Annotated in this window: 15 protein-coding genes and 1 riboswitch; of the genes, 6 read left to right on the top strand and 9 right to left on the bottom strand. The window is 71.6% G+C overall.

The genetic code is table 11. The annotated features are described in order from the left end of the window. Positions 1–6 precede the first annotated feature (6 nt). The 4 genes from purB to ACPOLB_RS14560 all read right to left on the bottom strand — a co-directional run bounded on the left by purB (position 7) and on the right by ACPOLB_RS14560 (position 4751). The gene (gene purB / locus ACPOLB_RS14575) at positions 7–1374 is read right to left on the bottom strand and encodes an adenylosuccinate lyase (protein ID WP_425256718.1); all 1368 of its coding nucleotides are present in this window, start codon (positions 1372–1374) and stop codon (positions 7–9) included. Positions 1375–1475: 101 nt separating this feature from the next. After that, positions 1476–2081: a bacteriochlorophyll 4-vinyl reductase gene (gene bchJ / locus ACPOLB_RS14570; RefSeq protein ID WP_425256717.1), complete on the bottom strand. Its 606-nt coding sequence runs from the start codon at positions 2079–2081 to the stop codon at positions 1476–1478. Continuing rightward, positions 2078–3739: a magnesium-protoporphyrin IX monomethyl ester anaerobic oxidative cyclase gene (gene bchE, locus ACPOLB_RS14565; protein ID WP_425256716.1), complete on the bottom strand. Its 1662-nt coding sequence runs from the start codon at positions 3737–3739 to the stop codon at positions 2078–2080. Before bchE ends, bchJ begins: the two co-directional genes overlap by 4 nt. A gap of 103 nt (positions 3740–3842) precedes the next feature. Continuing rightward, positions 3843–4751 (bottom strand): DUF3667 domain-containing protein, encoded by a 909-nt coding sequence (locus ACPOLB_RS14560; RefSeq protein WP_425256715.1) that lies wholly within the window; start codon positions 4749–4751, stop codon positions 3843–3845. A gap of 105 nt (positions 4752–4856) precedes the next feature. Between ACPOLB_RS14560 and ACPOLB_RS14555 the strand changes: the two genes are divergently transcribed. Further along, on the top strand, positions 4857–5300 hold the full coding sequence (locus ACPOLB_RS14555; protein ID WP_425256714.1) for a lysozyme inhibitor LprI family protein: 444 nt from the start codon (positions 4857–4859) through the stop codon (positions 5298–5300). Positions 5301–5321: 21 nt separating this feature from the next. Continuing rightward, the gene (locus ACPOLB_RS14550; protein ID WP_425256713.1) at positions 5322–5975 is read left to right on the top strand and encodes a trimeric intracellular cation channel family protein; all 654 of its coding nucleotides are present in this window, start codon (positions 5322–5324) and stop codon (positions 5973–5975) included. Positions 5976–6046: 71 nt separating this feature from the next. On the opposite strand, the gene ACPOLB_RS14545 is transcribed toward ACPOLB_RS14550, so the two are convergent. Further along, positions 6047–6388 (bottom strand): DUF4124 domain-containing protein, encoded by a 342-nt coding sequence (locus tag ACPOLB_RS14545; protein ID WP_425256712.1) that lies wholly within the window; start codon positions 6386–6388, stop codon positions 6047–6049. Positions 6389–6508: 120 nt separating this feature from the next. Beyond that, positions 6509–9433: an adenosylcobalamin-dependent ribonucleoside-diphosphate reductase gene (locus tag ACPOLB_RS14540; protein WP_425256711.1), complete on the bottom strand. Its 2925-nt coding sequence runs from the start codon at positions 9431–9433 to the stop codon at positions 6509–6511. A gap of 138 nt (positions 9434–9571) precedes the next feature. Here ACPOLB_RS14540 and ACPOLB_RS14535 point away from each other — a divergent pair, with 138 nt between their 5' ends. Then, on the top strand, positions 9572–10030 hold the full coding sequence (locus ACPOLB_RS14535) for a hypothetical protein (RefSeq protein ID WP_425256710.1): 459 nt from the start codon (positions 9572–9574) through the stop codon (positions 10028–10030). A gap of 15 nt (positions 10031–10045) precedes the next feature. Here ACPOLB_RS14535 and ACPOLB_RS14530 read toward each other — a convergent pair whose 3' ends face one another. Further along, on the bottom strand, positions 10046–10885 hold the full coding sequence (locus tag ACPOLB_RS14530) for a phytanoyl-CoA dioxygenase family protein (RefSeq protein WP_425256709.1): 840 nt from the start codon (positions 10883–10885) through the stop codon (positions 10046–10048). A 155-nt stretch (positions 10886–11040) separates the two neighbouring features. On the opposite strand from ACPOLB_RS14530, the gene ACPOLB_RS14525 reads away from it, so the two are divergent. Next, on the top strand, positions 11041–13365 hold the full coding sequence (locus tag ACPOLB_RS14525; RefSeq protein ID WP_425256708.1) for a TonB-dependent receptor: 2325 nt from the start codon (positions 11041–11043) through the stop codon (positions 13363–13365). A gap of 5 nt (positions 13366–13370) precedes the next feature. Continuing rightward, complete coding sequence (locus ACPOLB_RS14520) at positions 13371–14333, top strand: BMP family lipoprotein (RefSeq protein ID WP_425256707.1); 963 nt, start codon at positions 13371–13373, stop codon at positions 14331–14333. On the opposite strand, the gene ACPOLB_RS14515 is transcribed toward ACPOLB_RS14520, so the two are convergent. Beyond that, complete coding sequence (locus ACPOLB_RS14515; RefSeq protein WP_425256706.1) at positions 14306–14797, bottom strand: 6,7-dimethyl-8-ribityllumazine synthase; 492 nt, start codon at positions 14795–14797, stop codon at positions 14306–14308. The genes ACPOLB_RS14520 and ACPOLB_RS14515 overlap by 28 nt on opposite strands. A 79-nt stretch (positions 14798–14876) precedes the next feature. Further along, a riboswitch (FMN riboswitch) is annotated at positions 14877–15034 on the bottom strand. Between the two features lie 52 nt (positions 15035–15086). Then, complete coding sequence (locus ACPOLB_RS14510) at positions 15087–16124, bottom strand: adenosine deaminase family protein (RefSeq protein ID WP_425256705.1); 1038 nt, start codon at positions 16122–16124, stop codon at positions 15087–15089. Between the two features lie 146 nt (positions 16125–16270). Here ACPOLB_RS14510 and ACPOLB_RS14505 point away from each other — a divergent pair, with 146 nt between their 5' ends. Beyond that, complete coding sequence (locus ACPOLB_RS14505) at positions 16271–17236, top strand: BMP family lipoprotein (RefSeq protein ID WP_425256704.1); 966 nt, start codon at positions 16271–16273, stop codon at positions 17234–17236.

Raw genomic sequence — 17236 nt, 5'->3', positions numbered from 1 at the left:
GGTGGGTCAGGCGCGGGTGGCGAGGCGGGCGGCGATGCCCGTGTAGCTGCCGGGCGTCATCGCCTTCAGCCGTTCTCGCTCGGTTGTCGGCAGTTCCAGCGTCTCGATGAAGGCGTGGAAGCCCTCGCGCGTGACGGACTTGCCACGCGTCAGCTCTTTGAGCCGCTCGTAGGGGTTGGGCAGGTTGTGGCGGCGCATCACGGTCTGCACCGCCTCGGCCAGCACTTCCCAGGCGCCGTCGAGGTCGGCCGCGAGCGCGGCCTCGTTCAGCTCCAGCTTGTCCAGGCCGCGCGCCAGGCTGTCGTGGCCCAGCACCGCGTAGCCCAGCGCCACGCCCATGTTGCGCAGCACGGTGCTGTCGGTCAGGTCGCGCTGCCAGCGGCTGATCGGCAGCTTCTGGCTCAGGTGCGTCAGCAGCGCGTTGGCCAGGCCGTAGTTGCCCTCGGCGTTCTCGAAGTCGATCGGGTTGACCTTGTGCGGCATCGTGCTGGAGCCGATCTCGCCGGCCCGGGTCTTCTGCTTGAAGTAGCCCAGCGAGATGTAGCCCCAGACGTCGCGGCTCCAGTCGATCAGGATCGTGTTGCAGCGCGTCGTGGCGTCGAAGAGCTCGGCCATGTAGTCGTGCGGCTCGATCTGGATCGTGAACGGGTTGAAGGCCAGGCCGAGCTGCTGCTCGACGACGCGGCGGCTGAAGCTCTCCCAGTCGAAGTCGGGCCAGGCCGCGACGTGCGCGTTGTAGTTGCCCACCGCGCCGTTCATCTTGGCCAGGATGCGCACGTCGGCGATGCGCGCGCGCGCCTGCACCAGCCGCGCCACGACGTTGGCGACTTCCTTGCCCACCGTGGTGGGGCTGGCCGTCTGGCCGTGGGTGCGGCTGAGCATGGGCACGGCGGCAAAGGCCGTGGCCATGCCGCGCAGGCGCTCGATCAGGCGGTCCACCGCCGGCAGCAGCACGGTGTCGCGCGCGGCTTTCAGCATCAGCGCGTGGCTGGTGTTGTTGATGTCCTCGCTGGTGCAGGCGAAGTGCACGAACTCGCCCGCGGTCTTCAGCTCGTCGTGGCTGTCGAAGCGCGACTTGAGCCAGTACTCCACGGCCTTGACGTCGTGGTTGGTGGTCTTCTCGATGTCCTTGATGGCCTGCGCGTCGGCCTCCGAGAAGCGCACGACCAGCCCGCGCAGCAGGCCGCGCGCGGCTTCGCTGAGCGGCTTGAACTCGGCGAAGCCCGCGTCCGACAGTGCGATGAACCACTCCACCTCGACCTGCACGCGCCGGTGCATGAGGCCGAATTCGCTGAGCAGCGGGCGCAGCGCGGCGAGCTTGGGGGCGTAGCGGCCGTCCAGCGGCGACAGGGCGGTGAGGGCGGACAGGGTCATGGCAGCGGCCGGTTCGGGGGTGGGAAGCGGCAGACGACACGCGCCGCGAGGGGAACCCCGATTTTAGGCGGCGCGCCCTGCCGCGGGCCGCCGCACCTGCGCTACCAGCGGATCTCGAAGCGGCAGGCCGCGTCGCCGCAGGCCTCGCACTGCGTCTCCAGCACCTGCGCGCCGCGGTGCACGAGCACGCGGAACAGGCGCTCGAAGGTGCCGGCGTAAAAGTCGCAGCCGGGTGTGTCGGCCTGCACGCCGCGGCACAGCGGGTTGCCGGCGATCTGCAGCACGCAGGGCCGGCCGGCGCGCGCGCTGAAGCGGCCGCTGCCGACGAAGGTCCAGGCGTTGCGGCCGATGGCTGCCAGCAGCACGCGCGCCGCCAGCGGCGCCGGCAGCAGGCGCAGCAGCCGCTGCACCGGACGCGGGATGCGGTGCGCCAGCAGGTAGTCGGCCGTGCGCTGGCCGGCGGCTCGGGCGACCTCGCGCGCCGCCGGCGCCCCCAGCGCCTCGCGCAGCGCGCCGTGCAGCGCCCGCACCTCGGCTTCGTCGACCATCGCCTGCGGCGGCGCGCCCAGGTAGCGCGCGAGGCCGGCGCGGTCGAACAGGCGCCGCGTCGCGTCGCTGCCCACGCGCGCCGGCAGCACCTCGGCGACGCGGATGATCGCGTTCGGCCCGATGCGGCCCGTCATCCGCGCGCCGACGCCGGCCGTCATCGGATCGCGTCCTGCTCGGCCTCGGTCAGCTGCTCGCTGCCACCGCCGCAGGCCGAGATCGCCATCACCGCGTTCAGCTCGCCCTGGCGCCGCCTGTGTTCGATCTTCGGGCCGTGCATCGTGACCCAGCCGGCGTCGTTGTTGGCGATCTGCGCCGCGTCGGGGCGCTCGAAGGTGCGCGTCTTGTCGAACGCGAAGTCCACCGACTTCTTCGTCTGCGGGCCCCAGTAGCCGACGCGGCCGAGGTCGTAGAACTTGCGCTCGAAGCCGCTCTTCAGGAAGGCCTTCAGGCAGCCCATCAGGTACTTGCGCCGCAGCTTGTCCTTCTCCCACGGGTACTGGAAGAAGGTCTTGTTCATGAAGAAGCGGCGGTAGTTGTTCATCACCCGGTCGAGCAGCTCGCCGCGCTCCATCGCGTCGGGCTTCATGATCGGGGTGACGAAGTTGTACTTCTCGAAGTCGAAGACCTCGACCTTGTCGCCCAACTCCTGGAACAGGTCGCTGAAGGGCCAGGGCGTGTACATCGCCCAGTTCGCCATGTCGGGGTTCCAGTCGCGCGCCATGCGGTAGGTCTCTTCCAGCGTCTCGGCGGTCTCGTTCTCCAGGCCCACGATGAACTGCGCCTCGGTCACGATGCCGGCCTCGCGCAGCAGCTGGATCGCCTTCTTGTTCTGCGCGATCGTGGTCTCCTTGTTGAAGCGCTCCAGCTTCAGCTGCGCCGCGGCCTCGGTGCCCAGGCTGACGTGGATGAGGCCGGCCTGGCGGAACATCGGCAGCAGCTTCTCGTCGCGCAGGATGTCGGTGACGCGCGTGTTGATGCCCCACAGCACGCCCAGGTCGCGCGCGATCAGCTCCTCGCAGAACTGGATGAACTTCTTGCGGTGGATCGTGGGCTCCTCGTCGGCCAGGATGAAGAAGCCGACCTGGTGGTTCTTCACCAGGTCCTCGATCTCGTCGACCACCGCCTTCGGGTCGCGGATGCGGTAGTCGCGCCAGAACTTCCACTGGCTGCAGAAGCTGCAGGTGAAGGGGCAGCCGCGCGCGAAGTTCGGGATCGCCACGCGCACGCCCATCGGGATGTAGATGTACTGGTCCCATTCCAGGATGCCCCAGTCGGGCTTGATGCGGTCCAGGTCCTGGATCGTCGGCTCCGACGGCGTGGCCACCACCTGCCCGTCCTGGAAGAACGCGATGCCGCGGATCTCGTTGCGGCGGTGCAGCCAGCGGCCTTCGTCCACCGCCTGCACCAGGTTCAGGAACACCTGTTCGCCTTCGCCGCGCACGACGGCGTCGATCCACGGTGCTTCCTTCAGCACCTGCGGGTACATGAAGGTGCCGTGGATGCCGCCGAGCACCGTGACGATCTCGGGGTTCACGTCCTTGGCGATCTGCAGCAGGCCCTCGGCCTTGTAGATGGCCGGCGTGATGGCGGTGCAGCCGACGATGTCGGGCCGCAGTTCCTCGATGCGCGCGCGCACCTGCGCATCGCTCAGGTGGTGCGTCATCGCGTCGACGAAGTGCACGTCGTGGTAGCCGCCGGCCTTCAGGTAGCCGGTCAGGTAGGCCACCCACGCGGGCGGCCAGTTGCCGGCGATCTCGGCGCCGCCCGAGTGGTAGTTGGGGTGGATCAGCAGCACGCGCATGGGGAACAGCTCCATCGTTCTCGTCGATGGAGGCACCGTAAACGCGGCCCGGTGACAGCGATTTGCGGTGTGTCAACCTCGCGTGACGCCGATCAAACGACGACCGGCGTGACAGTCTTCAGAACAGCAGGGCCCACAGCCCCACGCCAGCCAGCGCCACCAGCAGCGTGATGCCGTACAGCAGGCTCACGAGCCCGGCGCGCAGCAGCCGCGGCCACCAGCGGCCGCCGTAGACGCGGCCCATCGCCAGCAGCGTGTAGACCGGCACCGCCAGCAGCGCCAGCCTTTCGAGCCAGGCCCAGGGCAGCAGCGACAGCCCCAGCATCAGGAACCAGAAGGCGTGCACGTGCAGCGCGAACACCAGGTGCTCGGTGTAGCGCAGGCCGCGCCGCGGGTAGACCAGGCGCAGGCCCAGCGCAAAGGCCGGCAGCAGCAGGAACATCGCCGCGCCGATGTTGGCCACGAAGCACTCGCCCAGCGCACGCGCCTCGCGCTGCATCGCCTTCGCGTCGAGGTCGATGCGGCGCTGCAGACGCTGGCACAGCCACTGCGGCAGCTGCTCGCAGTAGAAGACACCGTCCTTCACGCCGGCGCGGCCGGTGCCCAGGTCGATCTGGAAGCTGGTGGGGGCGTCCACCACCAGCTGGTCCGGCGGCACGGCCTGCAGCTGCACGCTGGCCGTCAGGCGCATCAGCAGCAGCACGACGACGCTGACCGCCAGGTACAGCCGCAGCGGCAGCACGTAGTGGCGGCGGCGGCCGGCCAGGTACTGGCGCGTCAGCTCGCCCGGGCGCAGCAGCAGCAGGCGCAGCGTGCGCCACAGCGCGCCCTCGGTGGCGAGCACGCTGCCGCCGAACTGCTGCAGGAATTCCCCCACGGTGGGCGGCCGCAGCGCCGTCTCCTGGCCGCAGGACGGGCAGTAGCGCGGCCGCGGTGCCGCCAGCGGGCCGGTGCAGTTCAGGCACTGCGCGGGCGGCTCGCCGGGCCCGGTGGCGGCGGTGACGGGAGCGGGAGCGGGGGCGGTCATGGGCCGGGGCGGTGTGCCGCGATCGTAACGATTGCGCTGCCGGGCTCCTGTAGGCTCCCGGGCCTGCACGGCAACGCGCCCCGACCGGGCCGAAAGCGCTCCACGATGCGACGCCCCTTCCTGCTGCACACCACGCTGGCCACGATCGGCGCGCTGGCCGCCGCCACGCTGCACGCCGGCGAGGCGCCGGCCAGCGCACCCGCGGCTGTTGCCGTCGCCTGCCCCGACGCCGTGACGCAGGCCGAGCTGAACGCCTGCGCCGACGCCGAGTTCCAGCGCGCCAGCGCCGACTACGCGGCACGCTACCGCGCGCTGGCGCAGGACCTGCCGCCGGCGCAGCGCGCCCAGCTGCGGCGCATGCAGGACGCCTGGCTGCAGTACCGCACGCAGGCCTGCCGCTTCGAGGCCGGCCCGTCGGCGGGCGGCTCGGTGCAGGGCTTCGTCTACTGGCGCTGCGCGGCGCGCATGACACGCCTGCGCGCCGCCGAGCTGGAAGCCCTGGGCCGCTGCCCCGAGGGCGACGTGGCCTGCGCTGCTCGCCGGCGCTGACGCCACGGCCGACCGACGCCCATGCCCCCAGCCGCCGACGCCGGCCTGCTCGCGCTGCTGCTGACCACGCTGGAAGCGCTGGCGACGCTGGCGTTTGCGTTGTCGGGCCTGCTGGCCGCAGCGCGCAAGCGGCTCGATGCCGTGGGCGTGTGCGTCGTCGCCGGCCTGGCAGCGTTCGGCGGCGGCACGCTGCGCGACGTGCTGCTCGACCGGCGGCCGTTCTTCTGGGTCGAGCACGCCAGCTGGCTGTGGGGCGTGCTGGCCTTGTGCATCGTGGCGATGCTGCTGCTGCGCGCGCGCCACTTCGCGCCCACCGAGCGCGCGATGCAGTGGCCCGACGCGCTGGGCCTGGGCCTGTTCAGCGCCGGCGGCACGCAGGTCGCGCTGGCGCAGGGGCTGCCGGCCATCGTGGCGGTGCTGATGGGCGTGGTCACCGCGGCGTTCGGCGGCGTGCTGCGCGACATCGTCTGCAACGAGATCCCGAGTGCCTTCCACGACCACCGGCCCTATGCCGTGTGCGCGTTCGCCGGCGGCTGGGTGCTGGTGGCCCTGCTGGCCCTGGGCCTGCCCGAAGGTGCGGCCGTGCTGGCCGGTGCGGCCACGGCCAGCGGCCTGCGCGTGCTGGCGCTGCTGCTCGACTGGCGGCTGCCGCGCTGGTCGCCGGGGCCGGACTGAAGGACGCTGGCGCGCGGAACGCGGACCAGCAGCCTGCGCTGAACGGACCAGCAGCCTGCGCTGAACCTCGACTAGCAGCCTGCGCTGCGGGCCTGCGCGGTTGCCTTGTCCAGCCGCTGTGCGGCGACGGCACGATCGCCGCTGCCGTCGCGCAGCCGCGCCTGCAGCGCCGCCAGTTCGCGCTGCCAGCCCAGGCAGCGCGAGCGGTTCTCGGCCGCCGCGCGGTGGCGGCCGGTGCCCAGCGCCCGGGCGCCGGCGCAGGGTGCGTTGGTGTAGGTGACCTGCCCGTCGGCTTCGCAGCGGAAGATGGTCTTCGGCGCGGCCGTGGCCGGGGCGGCCACCACCAGCAGCAGCACCAGGGTCAGCGGCAGGAGGGCGGCACCGGCAGGGCCGGGCAGGAGGCGGTCGGACATGGCGGCGGGCGCAGGGCGTGGCGCACGGGCCGCGGTGGCGGCCCGGAGACGATGCGCGCAGCCTAGCCCAGGGCCGCGCCGCCCGCGTCCCAGGAAGTCACGCCGCCGCCGGTTGCGTGCTCAGCCGCACTGCCCCACGTAGCCGCAGGCCGTGCAGAAGTCGCACCCGTCCTTGTGGATCACGGTGGCGTTGCCGCATTCGGGGCACGGCCGGCCGGCCATCGGCGCCACGCCGGCGGCCGGCGCCTGCACCGCGGGCGCCGCCAGCACGCCCATCTCGCGCAGCGGGTGGCCGGCCTCGTCGAGCAGGCCCAGCATCGCGTAGCGATGGATCACCAGCCGCGCCAGGTAGGCCACGGTGGACGGCCACACCTGCTGCCGGCGTTCGCCGTGCGGCAGCCCGGGCACGAAGGCCATGAAGTGGCCCAGCGGCTCGGCGTAGTTCAGCAGCTTGCGCAGCTTCATGCCGATCCAGGCCGGGTCGATCACGCGCATGTCCAGCGACAGCAGCCGCGCCAGGCCGTCGAGCGCGCGCGGGTAGTTGCCCGACAGGCCCATCGCGCACGGCCGCGTGACGGTGCTGCCGTCGGGGCCGCTGAGCGTAATCTCCTTCAGCGTCAGCGTGAAGCGCTCGCCGGTGGCGGGGTTGTCCACGTCCACCGCCCAGGCCAGCGTGCCCGAGGTGCCGGTGCGCGGCTCGTCGCGGCTGAACATCGCGTCGAGCACCGGCGTCGGCGCGCCGGGCGGCGGCGGCAGCGCGCCCAGCTGCTCGCAGCGCCAGCGCAGCACCGCGGCCGTGGCCGCCACCACGCCGGGGAACATGCGCGGCGTGCCGTGCGGCGGGAACGGCATCTCGAACGCGCGCTCCTCGGCCACGGTGGCCAGCGCGTCGAGCTTCAGCGCCAGCCAGGCGGCGTCGTCGGCGCGCAGGTCCATCGACAGCGTCTTGGCCATCGCGCCCAGGCCGCGCGGCTGTTCGGCGCCGTTGACCCAGATCTCGAAGGGCTTGGCGCGCGCCGGGTTGTCGCCGGCGTCGCCCGGCAGTTCGCCGACGAAGAGCGCGAAGTCGCCGTGCGGGTGCTGCAGCATGTAGGTCCAGGCCGCGTTGCCGGCCGGCAGCCCCGGGCGGCCGGGCCAGCGCAGGCTGGCCATCACCAGCTGCGGCGCGCGTTCCAGCGCCAGGCGGCGGTTGGTGTCCTGGGTGCCGGCGGTGGCCGGCGGGTCCAGCCGCAGGGGCTTCGGGGCCTCGGCCGGCGGCGTCACGCTGAGCACCGAGCCCAGCACCGCGTTGGGCCGGTAGGTGGCCAGGCCCTTCAGCCCCGCCGCCCAGGCCTGGCGGTACAGGTCCTGGAAGTCCTCGTACGGGTAGTCGGCCGGCACGTTGACGGTCTTCGAGATCGCGGTGTCGATGAAGGGCGCCACCGCCGCCACCATCGCGGCGTGGTCGGCGGCCTGCAGCTCCAGCGCCGTCACGAAGGCCGGCGTCAGCGCCGCGTCGGGGCCGTGCAGGTGGCGGTACAGGCGCCAGGCGTGGTCTTCGACCGCGTGCTCGCTGAAGCCGCCGTCGGGCATGCGCTTCTTGCGCGTGTAGCTCCAGCTGAAGGCCGGCTCGATGCCGTTGCTGGCGTTGTCGGCGAAGGCCAGGCTGATGGTGCCGGTGGGCGCGATCGACAGCAGGTGCGAGTTGCGCAGCCCGTGTTGGCGGATCTGGTCGCGCAGCCGCAGCGGCAGCCGCGACGCGAAGCGGCCGCCGCTCAGGTACAGGTCGGCGTTGAACAGCGGGAAGGCGCCGCGCTCGCGCGCCAACTCCACCGAGGCCTCGTAGGCCGCGTCGCGCATCGCCGCGGCGATGCGGCGCGCCATCGCACGCGCGTCCTCGCTGTCGTAGCGCAGGCCCAGCATCACCAGCGCGTCGCCCAGGCCCGTGAAGCCCAGGCCGATGCGGCGCTTGCTGCGCGCCTCGGCCTGCTGCTGCGGCAGCGGCCAGACGGTGACGTCGAGCACGTTGTCGAGCATGCGCGTGGCCACCGCGCACAGCCGCGTGAACGCCACCTCGTCGAAGCGGGCCGCGGCCGTGAAGGGCTGCAGCACGAAGCGCGTCAGGTCCACCGAGCCCAGGCAGCAGCAGCCGTAGGGCGGCAGCGGCTGTTCGGCGCAGGGGTTGGTGCTGGCGATGGTCTCGCAGTACGAGAGGTTGTTGTCGCGGTTGATGGTGTCCAGGAACAGCACGCCGGGCTCGGCGTGATCGTAGGTGGAGCGCATGACCTGGTCCCACAGGTCGCGGGCGCGCACGCGGCGGTACACCCACAGGCCGTCGGCGCGCTGGCTGGCGCCGGCGGCGCGGATGGCGGGGCCGGGCTCGGCCTTGTGCACCAGTTCCACCTCGCCGTCGTCGGCCACGGCCTGCATGAAGGCGTCGGTCACGCCGACCGAGATGTTGAAGTTCTTCAGGTCGCCGCGGTCCTTGGCGTGGATGAACTCCTCCACGTCGGGGTGGTCGCAGCGCAGCACGCCCATCTGTGCGCCGCGCCGCGCCCCGGCCGACTCCACCGTCTCGCAGCTGCGGTCGAACACCCGCATGTAGCTCACCGGCCCGCTGGCGTTGCTGTGCGTGCCGCCGACCCAGGCGCCGCGCGGGCGGATGCGGCTGAAGTCGTAGCCGACGCCGCCGCCGCGGCGCATGGTCTCGGCGGCTTCGGCCAGCGCGGTGTAGATGCCGGGGTGGCCGTCGGCATCGACCTCGGCGATGCTGTCGCCCACCGGCTGCACGAAGCAGTTGATCAGCGTGGCCTGCAGACCGGTGCCCGCCGCCGACTGGATGCGCCCGGCCGGGATGAAGCCCTGCTGCAGCGCCTGCAGGAAGCGCGCCTCCCAGTGCGCGCGCTGCGCCTCGGGTTCGGCCTGCGCCAGCGCCAGCGCGACGCGGCGGTGCACGTCGTCGGCGCTGCGTTCGTCGCCCTTGGCGTACTTCTCCAGCAGCACCTCGTCGGTGATGGGCTGGGCAGGCAGGGCGGTGGTCTGGGTGGGGGTGTCGGCGTTCGGCATCCGGGCATCGTAGGCAGGTGCAGATCACCGCGGTCTGCGCGCGGTCAAGGCAGACGGGGCGCAGATGGCGCAGGGTTGTCGCGCGCACCGTGCCGCACGGCTACAGTGCACCTCTTCCGTTCGACGAAAGGAGCCTTCATGCCCACCCGCAAGACCAGCAATCCGGAACTCGCCCAGGCCGTCGACAAGCTCAGCGAGGCGGCCCAGCACGTGCGTGCCGCGGTGCACGACAAGATCGGCGAGGCGCGCGAGGCGGCGGCCGGCGAGCTGGCCAAGGTCAAGGCCCGCGCCCTGCAGAAGACGGGCGTGGCGCAGGACAAGATCGAGGCCGTGCTGAAGAAGGCCGAGGCCCGCCTGCACAAGGCCATCGGCAAGGCGCAGAAGGCGCTGGACAAGGCGGTGCGCCAGGCCGAGAAGGCCGGCAAGCCGGCCAAGGCTGCGGCACCCAAGGCGGCAGCCCCGGCGAAGCAGGCGGCTGCGCCGGTGAAGAAGCCGGCGGCCACCAAGGCCGTGGCGAAGAAGGTCGCGGCCAGGAAGGCGCCCGCGAAGAAGGCGCCCGCGAAGAAGGCCCCCGCGAAGAAGGCCGCGGCAAAGTAGTCCTTCGCCCGCGGGTCAATCGAGCCCGCCGACCCCGCTGCGCTGCAGCCAGTTGCTGGCGGCGTAGGCCGCGCGCCCGTCGGTCACGTGCAGCGTGTAGGCCAGCCGCGAGCGCGGGCTGCGGTTGGCGGCGCTGTAGTGCGGCAGCAGGCCGTGGAACAGCACCAGCGTGCCCGCCGGCACCGGCAGCGGCACGGCGGTGCCGGTGTCGGGCCAGGGCGTGCTGTCGAGCCGTTCGATGCGCAGCCGCTGGCCGTCGCGCACGAAGCGCTCGCGCAGCACGCCGCGCGCGCCGCGGTGGCCGCCGGGTTCCACCCACAGGCAGCCGTTGTCGAGCGCCGCGTCTTCCAGCGCGAACCAGAACGTCGTCACGCTGACCGGGTCGGTCACGAAGAAGGTGGCGTCCTGGTGCCAGCGCACCTCGCCGCCGATGCCCGGCTGCTTGAAGATCACCTGCGACTGCCACACCTGCGGCCGCTCCAGCCCCAGGTCGGCCGCCAGCGCCGCCAGCCGCGGGCCGTGCGAGAAGCGCCGGAACACCGGGTCGCGGTCGTGCAGCGCGTGGCCGATCTTGTTGATCGACTGCGCCTTCGGCACGACGAGCCGGCCGTCGGCACCGAAGGCCTCTTCCTCGAAGAAGCAGTGCACGGCGTCCGCCGAGGCGATGAGCGCAGCGTCCGCCCGGCCCGCCTGGTCGTGCGTGCTGAAGACGCCGGTGCGGGCGTCGGGCTCGAAGGCGTCGACGAGCGCGCGGGCGCGCTCGCAGACTGCGGCGATCTCCTCCGGGCTGTTGAAGCCGGGCAGCACGAGGTAGCCGTCGTCGGCGAAGGCCTGGCGTTGGGCGGGGGTCAGCATGGGGGTGTTGTGAATTGGCGTCAGCGCCGGTGCGCCGGCAGCGTGTGTGGCACACAGCAGGCGCCGGTCGCGCAATCATCGCAGCTTGCCTGCAAGCCGTGCACGTGGCACGCCGTTTGCACCACGAGCGCACACACACACCGCCTGGAGGATTCATGCATCACCCCCGCTTCCGTCCCGCGCACCACGCCCTGGCAGCCGCCGCCATCGCCGCGCTGCATCTCGGTGCGCACGCCCAGACCGCCGCGCCGGCCACCGCCGAAGCCGGCAAGCTGACCACCATCACGATCACGGCCGAACGCCGCCTCGAGAACATCCAGGACGTGCCGGTCTCTGCCAGCGTGCTCGCGCCCGAGATCCTCGACGTGCTCAACACCAGCGGCCAGGACGTGCGCATGCTGTCGGGCCGCGTGCCCAGCCTGAACATCGAGTCCTCGTTCGGCCGCGCCTTCCCGCGCTTCTACATCCGCGGCTACGGCAACACCGACTTCCGGCTCAACGCCTCGCAGCCCGTGAGCCTGGTCTACGACGACGTGGTGCAGGAAAACCCGATCCTGAAGGGCTTCCCCGCCTTCGACCTGGAAGGCGTGGAAGTGCTGCGCGGCCCGCAGGGCTCGCTGTTCGGCCGCAACACGCCGGCCGGCGTGGTGAAGTTCAACGCCGTCAAGCCGGGCCAGACGGCCGAAGGCTACGGCAGCATCGGCTTCGGCACCTTCAGCACCGTCAACCTGGAAGGCGCGGCCACCATCCCGCTGACCGAGACGCTGTCCACGCGCATCTCGCTGCTGAACCAGAGCCGCAGCGACTGGGTGGAGAACACCCACGAGCCCGGCCTGACGCAGGACCTGGAAGGCTACCGCGACACCGCCGTGCGGGCGCAGCTGCTGTACGCGCCGCACAAGGACTTCAGCGCGCTGGCCAACCTGCACTCGCGCGACCTGAAGGGCTCGGCGCGGCTGTTCCGCGCCAACATCATCCAGCCCGGCACCAACGACCTGGTGCCCGGCTTCGACGAGAAGAAGATCGCCACCGACGGCAAGAACGAGTCGGAACTGACCATCGTCGGCGGCAACCTGCGCCTGCGCTGGGGCCTGGGCGGCGTGGCGCTGCACTCCATCACCGGCCTGGAGACGCTGGACACCTACAACCGCGGCGACATCGACGGCGGCGCGCCGCCGTACAACTTCAGCGGCGGCGCGGGCTCGATCCCCTTCCTGTCCGAGACCGCCGACGGCATCCCGACGCACAAGCAGTTCACGCAGGAGTTCCGCCTCGAGAGCACCGGCAGCGGCGCGCTGAACTGGCAGGCCGGCCTGTTCTTCTTCAGCGAGGACTACAAGATCGAGAGCTTCAGCTACGACTCCAGCGCCGGCAGCGCGCAGGACGGCTACCAGCGCGTGCGCCAGAAGAACGACGCCTACGCGGTGTTCGGCGCGCTGAACTACCAGCTCACGCCGGCGCTGCAGCTGCGCGGCGGCCTGCGCTACACGAAGGACGAGAAGGACTTCAACGTCGAGGCCTACGAGTTCAACACCTTCGCCGCCTGCTTCGACCCCGGCCTGCCGGCGCCGCGCTGCACGCTGGCCGACCTGCAGGCGCTGGGGCCGACCGCGGCCAGCCTGAGCGACAGCAAGGCGAACTGGGACCTCAGCGCCACCTACGCGCTGAACAAGGACGTGAACCTCTACGCGCGTGCCGCCACCGGCTTCCGCGGCTCCAGCGTGCAGGGCGCGGGCGCGTTCAACGACCAGTCCACCGCCCGGCCCGAGAACAACACCTCGTTCGAGGCCGGCATCAAGGCCGACCTGTTCGACCGCCGCGCGCGGCTGAACTTCGGCGTCTTCAGCTACACCGTGAAGGACCTGCAGCTGACCGCGGTGGGCGGCGCGGGCAACGCCAACATCCTGCTGAATGCCGAGAAGGCCACGGGCCGCGGCTTCGAGCTCGACCTGCAGGCGCTGCTGAGCGACCAGCTGCTCGCCACGCTGGGCGTGGGCTACAACGACACCAAGATCCAGGACGCGGGCCTGGCGGTCTCGCCCTGCGGCACCACGCAGTACCTGTTCGGCGACCCTGCCTCGCCGCGGCCGAACTGCACCGTCACCGACCCGCTCACGGCCGGCGGCAAGGCGCTGATCGACGGCAACCCGCTGCCGCAGGCGCCCAAGGTCACGGCCAGCTTCACGTTGAAGTACACGCAGCCCGTGGGCAACGGCGAGGCCTACGTCTTCACCGACTGGGTCTACCGCAGCAAGGTCAACTTCTTCCTGTACGAGAGCGTCGAGTTCACCGGCAAGGCCATGACCGAAGGTGGCCTGCGCCTGGGCTACACCTGGGGCAACGGCCGCTACGACGTGGCCGGCTACGTGCGCAACATCACGAACCAGATCCGGGTCGTCGGCGGCATCGACTTCAACAACCTCACCGGCTTCATCAACGAGCCGCGCACCTTCGGTGTGCAGGCGAAACTGGTCTTCTGAGCCCGATGCGACACAGCCTGCTTGCCCTGGCCGCGGCCGCCCTGGCCGGGGCTGCCGCGGCCCAACCCGCCGTGATCTACGAACTCGGCGGCAAGAACGACAAGTCCTTCGGCGAAGCCGCGTGGAAGGGCGCCGAACGCTGGAAGCAGCAGACCGGCAAGCCCTACCTCGAGTTCGAGATCGCCAACGCCGCGCAGCGCGAGCAGGCGGCGCGGCGCTTCGCCGAGCGCGGCGCCGACCCCATCGTCGGCATCGGTTTCCCGCAGGCCAGCGCGATCGAGAAGGTGGCGCGCGACTTCCCGAACCGCCGCTTCGCCATCGTCGACATGGTGGTGCCGCTGCCCAACGTGCAGAGCTTCGTCTACCGCGAGCACGAAGGCAGCTTCCTCGTGGGCATGCTGGCCGCGATGGCCAGCAAGAGCGGCAAGGTGGGCTTCGTCGGCGGGCAGGACATCCCGCTGGTGCGCAAGTTCCTGTGCGGCTACGAGCAGGGCGCGAAGTACGCCAACCCCAAGGTGCAGACCTACTCCTCGATGACGGGCACGACCAACGCCGCCTGGACCGACCCGCCGCGCGGCGCCGAACTGACGAAGGCGCAGATCGCGCAGGGCGTGGACGTGGTCTTCAGCGCCGCCGGCACCACCGGCTTCGGCATCATGCAGGCGGCCAAGGACGGCGGCATCCTGGCCATCGGCGTCGACAGCAACCAGAACCACCTGCACCCCGGCACCATGCTCACCAGCATGGTCAAGCGCGTGGACAACGCCGTCTTCGACGCCTTCCAGGGCGTCAAGCCCGGCGTCACCGCGCTGGGGCTGAAGGAAGGCGGCGTCGACTACGCAATGGACGAGCACAACGCGAAGCTCGTGACGCCTGCGATGAAGGCGCGTGTGGACGCGGCGAAGGCCGACATCATCGCCGGCCGGCTGAAGGTGATCGACTACACGGTGTCCAACGCCTGCAAGTAGGCCGGCGACAGCAGCTGCAGGCAGGCCCGCGCCGCCTCGGCGCCCTTCAGCACGAAGTGCTCGGCGAAGAAGCGCTGGTGCGTGTCGTGGGCATGGAAGGCCTGCGGCGTCAGCACCACCGACAGCACCGGCACGCCGGTGTCGAGCTGCACGCGCATCAGGCCGTCGATGACGGCGCCGGCGACGAAGTCGTGCCGGTAGATGCCGCCGTCGACCACCAGCGCGCAGGCGACGATGGCCGCGAAGCGGCCACTGCGCGCGAGCCGCTGCGCCAGCAGCGGGATCTCGAAGGCGCCGGGCACCTGGAAGTGCGCGATGCGCTCGGCGGGCCAGTGCTGCTGCGCCATCGTGTCGACGAACGACGCGCTGGCGCGGCCGACGATGTCGGCATGCCACGACGCCGCGATGCAGGCGACCTGCAGGTTCCGGGCGCTGCCGGCGAATGGAGGAACGGTGGTGTGCATGGGGGCCTCGATGCGGTGGAACGACGGCATCGGGGCGCAGCGGCACGCACGCCACCCGGCCGGGGCCGGCTGCCGCACGACGCGTTGCTCTTTCATCCGGACTCTGACCGTCGGCCCTGGCATCGCACCAGGTCTGCTGACCCGTGCACCACCAGGGCGGTGCACGGCGCTCGCTGGCTCGCGCGCCGAAGCACGCTGACCGCCGGTGGGGACTTCCACCCCGCCCCGAGAACGCTGCCGGCACGGTGGCCGGCGCGGCCAGTCTAGGTCGCGCGCGGGCCGCCGCCTGTCACGGCGGCGACGCGGCGAAGGCCGCGATCGCGCGCTCGGCGGCCTGCTTCGCGCCGGCGTCCAGGAACGAGGCCTGCGCCGCCTGCCGCGCCATCGCCAGCAGGTCGGCCGCCGTCAGCGGCGTCTCGCGCAGCAGCGTCTGCGCCTCGGCGCTCTGCGTGATGCGGCTCATCAGCCGGTTGTCGGTGTGGTAGCTCAGGCCGATGCCGGCCCGCCACAGTGCCGTGATCGGATGCGCGGCGACCGAGGTCGCCGCACCGGTGTGCACGTTGCTGGTGGGGCAGACCTCCAGGTGCAGGCCCAGCGCCAGCGCCTCGTCGACGAGCGGGCGGCGCGCCGGGTCGGCCAGCGCGTCGGCCAGGCGCACGCCGTGGCCGATGCGCCGCGCACCCAGCCGGGCGGCTTCCAGCACGCGCTCGGCGGCGTCGGCTTCGCCTGCGTGCAACGTCAGCGGCAGGCCGGCCTCGCGCACCATCGCCAGCGCCCGTGCGTGGTCGCCGGGGGGAAAGCCGTGCTCGGGGCCCGCGAGGTCGAAACCCACCACGCCGCGGCCGAACCAGCGCAGCGCCAGTTCCGCCGCGCGCACCGTCTCGCCCGGCGGCAGCTGCCGCATCGCGCAGACGATCAGCCCGCTGGGCAGCGTGCTGCGCCGCAGGCCGGCGAGCAACGCCTGCACCACGTCGTCGCCCGGCAGGCCGTGGGCTTCGAACAGCAGCGGCGCGATGCGGAACTCGGCCAGCACCGCGCCGTCGGCGCGCGCGTCTTCGGCGGCCTCGAAGGCCACGCGCTCCAGCGCCGCGGGCGTGGCCATCGCGGCCACCGTGAGCGCGAAGCCCTCGAGGTACTTGACCAGACTTCCGGCATGGGCGTTGGCGTCGAACCAGGCCGACAGCGCCGGCACGTCGTGCGCGGGGCACGCGATGCCGCGCGCCTGCAGCAGGTCGAACAGCGTGGCCACGCGCAGGCCGCCGTCGAGGTGTTCGTGCAGCAGCACCTTGGGCAGTGCGGCGGCGGTGATGTCGAGTGCTGAGGTCATGGCGGCATCCTAGGGCAGGGCTCCAGCAAACGCCGTGCCGCCGCAAGTGTGCGGCGTGCGGGGAACCGGGGGGGTGTGCGCGGCGCGAGTCTTGCTATCCTGCCGCACCCCGCAAATGGCCGGTTGTGCCAGGAGACCACCCCACCATGCTGAAGCAGACGTTTGCACTGGCCGCCCTGGCCGCCGCCGGCAGCGCCGCGCTGGCCGACCCCGCCGTCATCTACGACATGGGCGGCAAGTTCGACAAGTCCTTCAACCAGGCCGCGTTCGACGGCGCCGAGAAGTGGAAGAAGGAGACGGGCAAGACCTACCTCGAATTCGAGATCAGCAACCCGACGCAGCGCGAGCAGGCCAAGCGCCGCATGGCCGAACGCGGTGCCGACCCCATCGTGGGCATCGGCTTCAGCCAGGGCAGCAGCATGGAGAAGGTGGCCAAGGACTTCCCGAAGCTGAAGTTCGCCATCATCGACAGCGTCGTCAACCTGCCCAACGTGCAGAGCACGGTGTTCAAGGAGCACGAAGGCAGCTTCCTGGTCGGCATGCTGGCCGCGATGGCCAGCAAGACCGGCAAGGTGGGCTTCGTCGGCGGCATGGACATCCCGCTGATCCGCAAGTTCCAGTGCGGCTTCGAGCAGGGCGCGAAGTATGCCAACCCGAAGGTGGCGGTCAGCGCCAACATGACCGGCACCACGCCCACCGCCTGGAACGATCCGGCGCGCGGCGCCGAACTGGCCAAGGCGCAGTTCGCCGGCGGCGTGGACGTGGTGTTTGCCGCGGCCGGCGGCACCGGCATCGGCGTCTACCAGGCGGCCAAGGACGCGGGCAAGTACGCCATCGGCGTCGACAGCAACCAGAACCACCTGCAGCCCGGCACCATGCTCACCAGCATGGTCAAGCGCGTGGACGTGGCCGTCTACAACGCCTTCAAGGGTGTCACGCCCGGCGTGCAGGCCCTGGGCCTGAAGGAAGGCGGTGTCGACTACGCGCTCGACGAGCACAACGCCAAGCTGATCGGCGCCGACATGAAGAAGAAGGTCGACGCCGCGAAGGCCGACATCATCGCCGGCAAGATCAAGGTCATCGACTACATGGCCAACAACGCCTGCAAATGA

This window comes from Rubrivivax soli, from assembly GCF_049810355.1.
Classification (GTDB): Bacteria; Pseudomonadota; Gammaproteobacteria; order Burkholderiales; family Burkholderiaceae_C; genus Rubrivivax.
The sequence above is the reverse complement of the archived record's forward strand: the minus strand, read 5'-3'. Positions and strand labels throughout refer to the sequence as shown.

What these genes read in the sequence shown, in the direction of transcription:
- purB (WP_425256718.1), bottom strand. Translation starts at nt 1,374, where the DNA reads ATGACCCTGTCCGCCCTCACCGCCCTGTCGCCGCTGGACGGCCGCTAC.
- bchJ (WP_425256717.1), bottom strand. Translation starts at nt 2,081, where the DNA reads ATGACGGCCGGCGTCGGCGCGCGGATGACGGGCCGCATCGGGCCGAAC.
- bchE (WP_425256716.1), bottom strand. Translation starts at nt 3,739, where the DNA reads ATGGAGCTGTTCCCCATGCGCGTGCTGCTGATCCACCCCAACTACCAC.
- ACPOLB_RS14560 (WP_425256715.1), bottom strand. Translation starts at nt 4,751, where the DNA reads ATGACCGCCCCCGCTCCCGCTCCCGTCACCGCCGCCACCGGGCCCGGC.
- ACPOLB_RS14555 (WP_425256714.1), top strand. Translation starts at nt 4,857, where the DNA reads ATGCGACGCCCCTTCCTGCTGCACACCACGCTGGCCACGATCGGCGCG.
- ACPOLB_RS14550 (WP_425256713.1), top strand. Translation starts at nt 5,322, where the DNA reads ATGCCCCCAGCCGCCGACGCCGGCCTGCTCGCGCTGCTGCTGACCACG.
- ACPOLB_RS14545 (WP_425256712.1), bottom strand. Translation starts at nt 6,388, where the DNA reads ATGTCCGACCGCCTCCTGCCCGGCCCTGCCGGTGCCGCCCTCCTGCCG.
- ACPOLB_RS14540 (WP_425256711.1), bottom strand. Translation starts at nt 9,433, where the DNA reads ATGCCGAACGCCGACACCCCCACCCAGACCACCGCCCTGCCTGCCCAG.
- ACPOLB_RS14535 (WP_425256710.1), top strand. Translation starts at nt 9,572, where the DNA reads ATGCCCACCCGCAAGACCAGCAATCCGGAACTCGCCCAGGCCGTCGAC.
- ACPOLB_RS14530 (WP_425256709.1), bottom strand. Translation starts at nt 10,885, where the DNA reads ATGCTGACCCCCGCCCAACGCCAGGCCTTCGCCGACGACGGCTACCTC.
- ACPOLB_RS14525 (WP_425256708.1), top strand. Translation starts at nt 11,041, where the DNA reads ATGCATCACCCCCGCTTCCGTCCCGCGCACCACGCCCTGGCAGCCGCC.
- ACPOLB_RS14520 (WP_425256707.1), top strand. Translation starts at nt 13,371, where the DNA reads ATGCGACACAGCCTGCTTGCCCTGGCCGCGGCCGCCCTGGCCGGGGCT.
- ACPOLB_RS14515 (WP_425256706.1), bottom strand. Translation starts at nt 14,797, where the DNA reads ATGCACACCACCGTTCCTCCATTCGCCGGCAGCGCCCGGAACCTGCAG.
- ACPOLB_RS14510 (WP_425256705.1), bottom strand. Translation starts at nt 16,124, where the DNA reads ATGACCTCAGCACTCGACATCACCGCCGCCGCACTGCCCAAGGTGCTG.
- ACPOLB_RS14505 (WP_425256704.1), top strand. Translation starts at nt 16,271, where the DNA reads ATGCTGAAGCAGACGTTTGCACTGGCCGCCCTGGCCGCCGCCGGCAGC.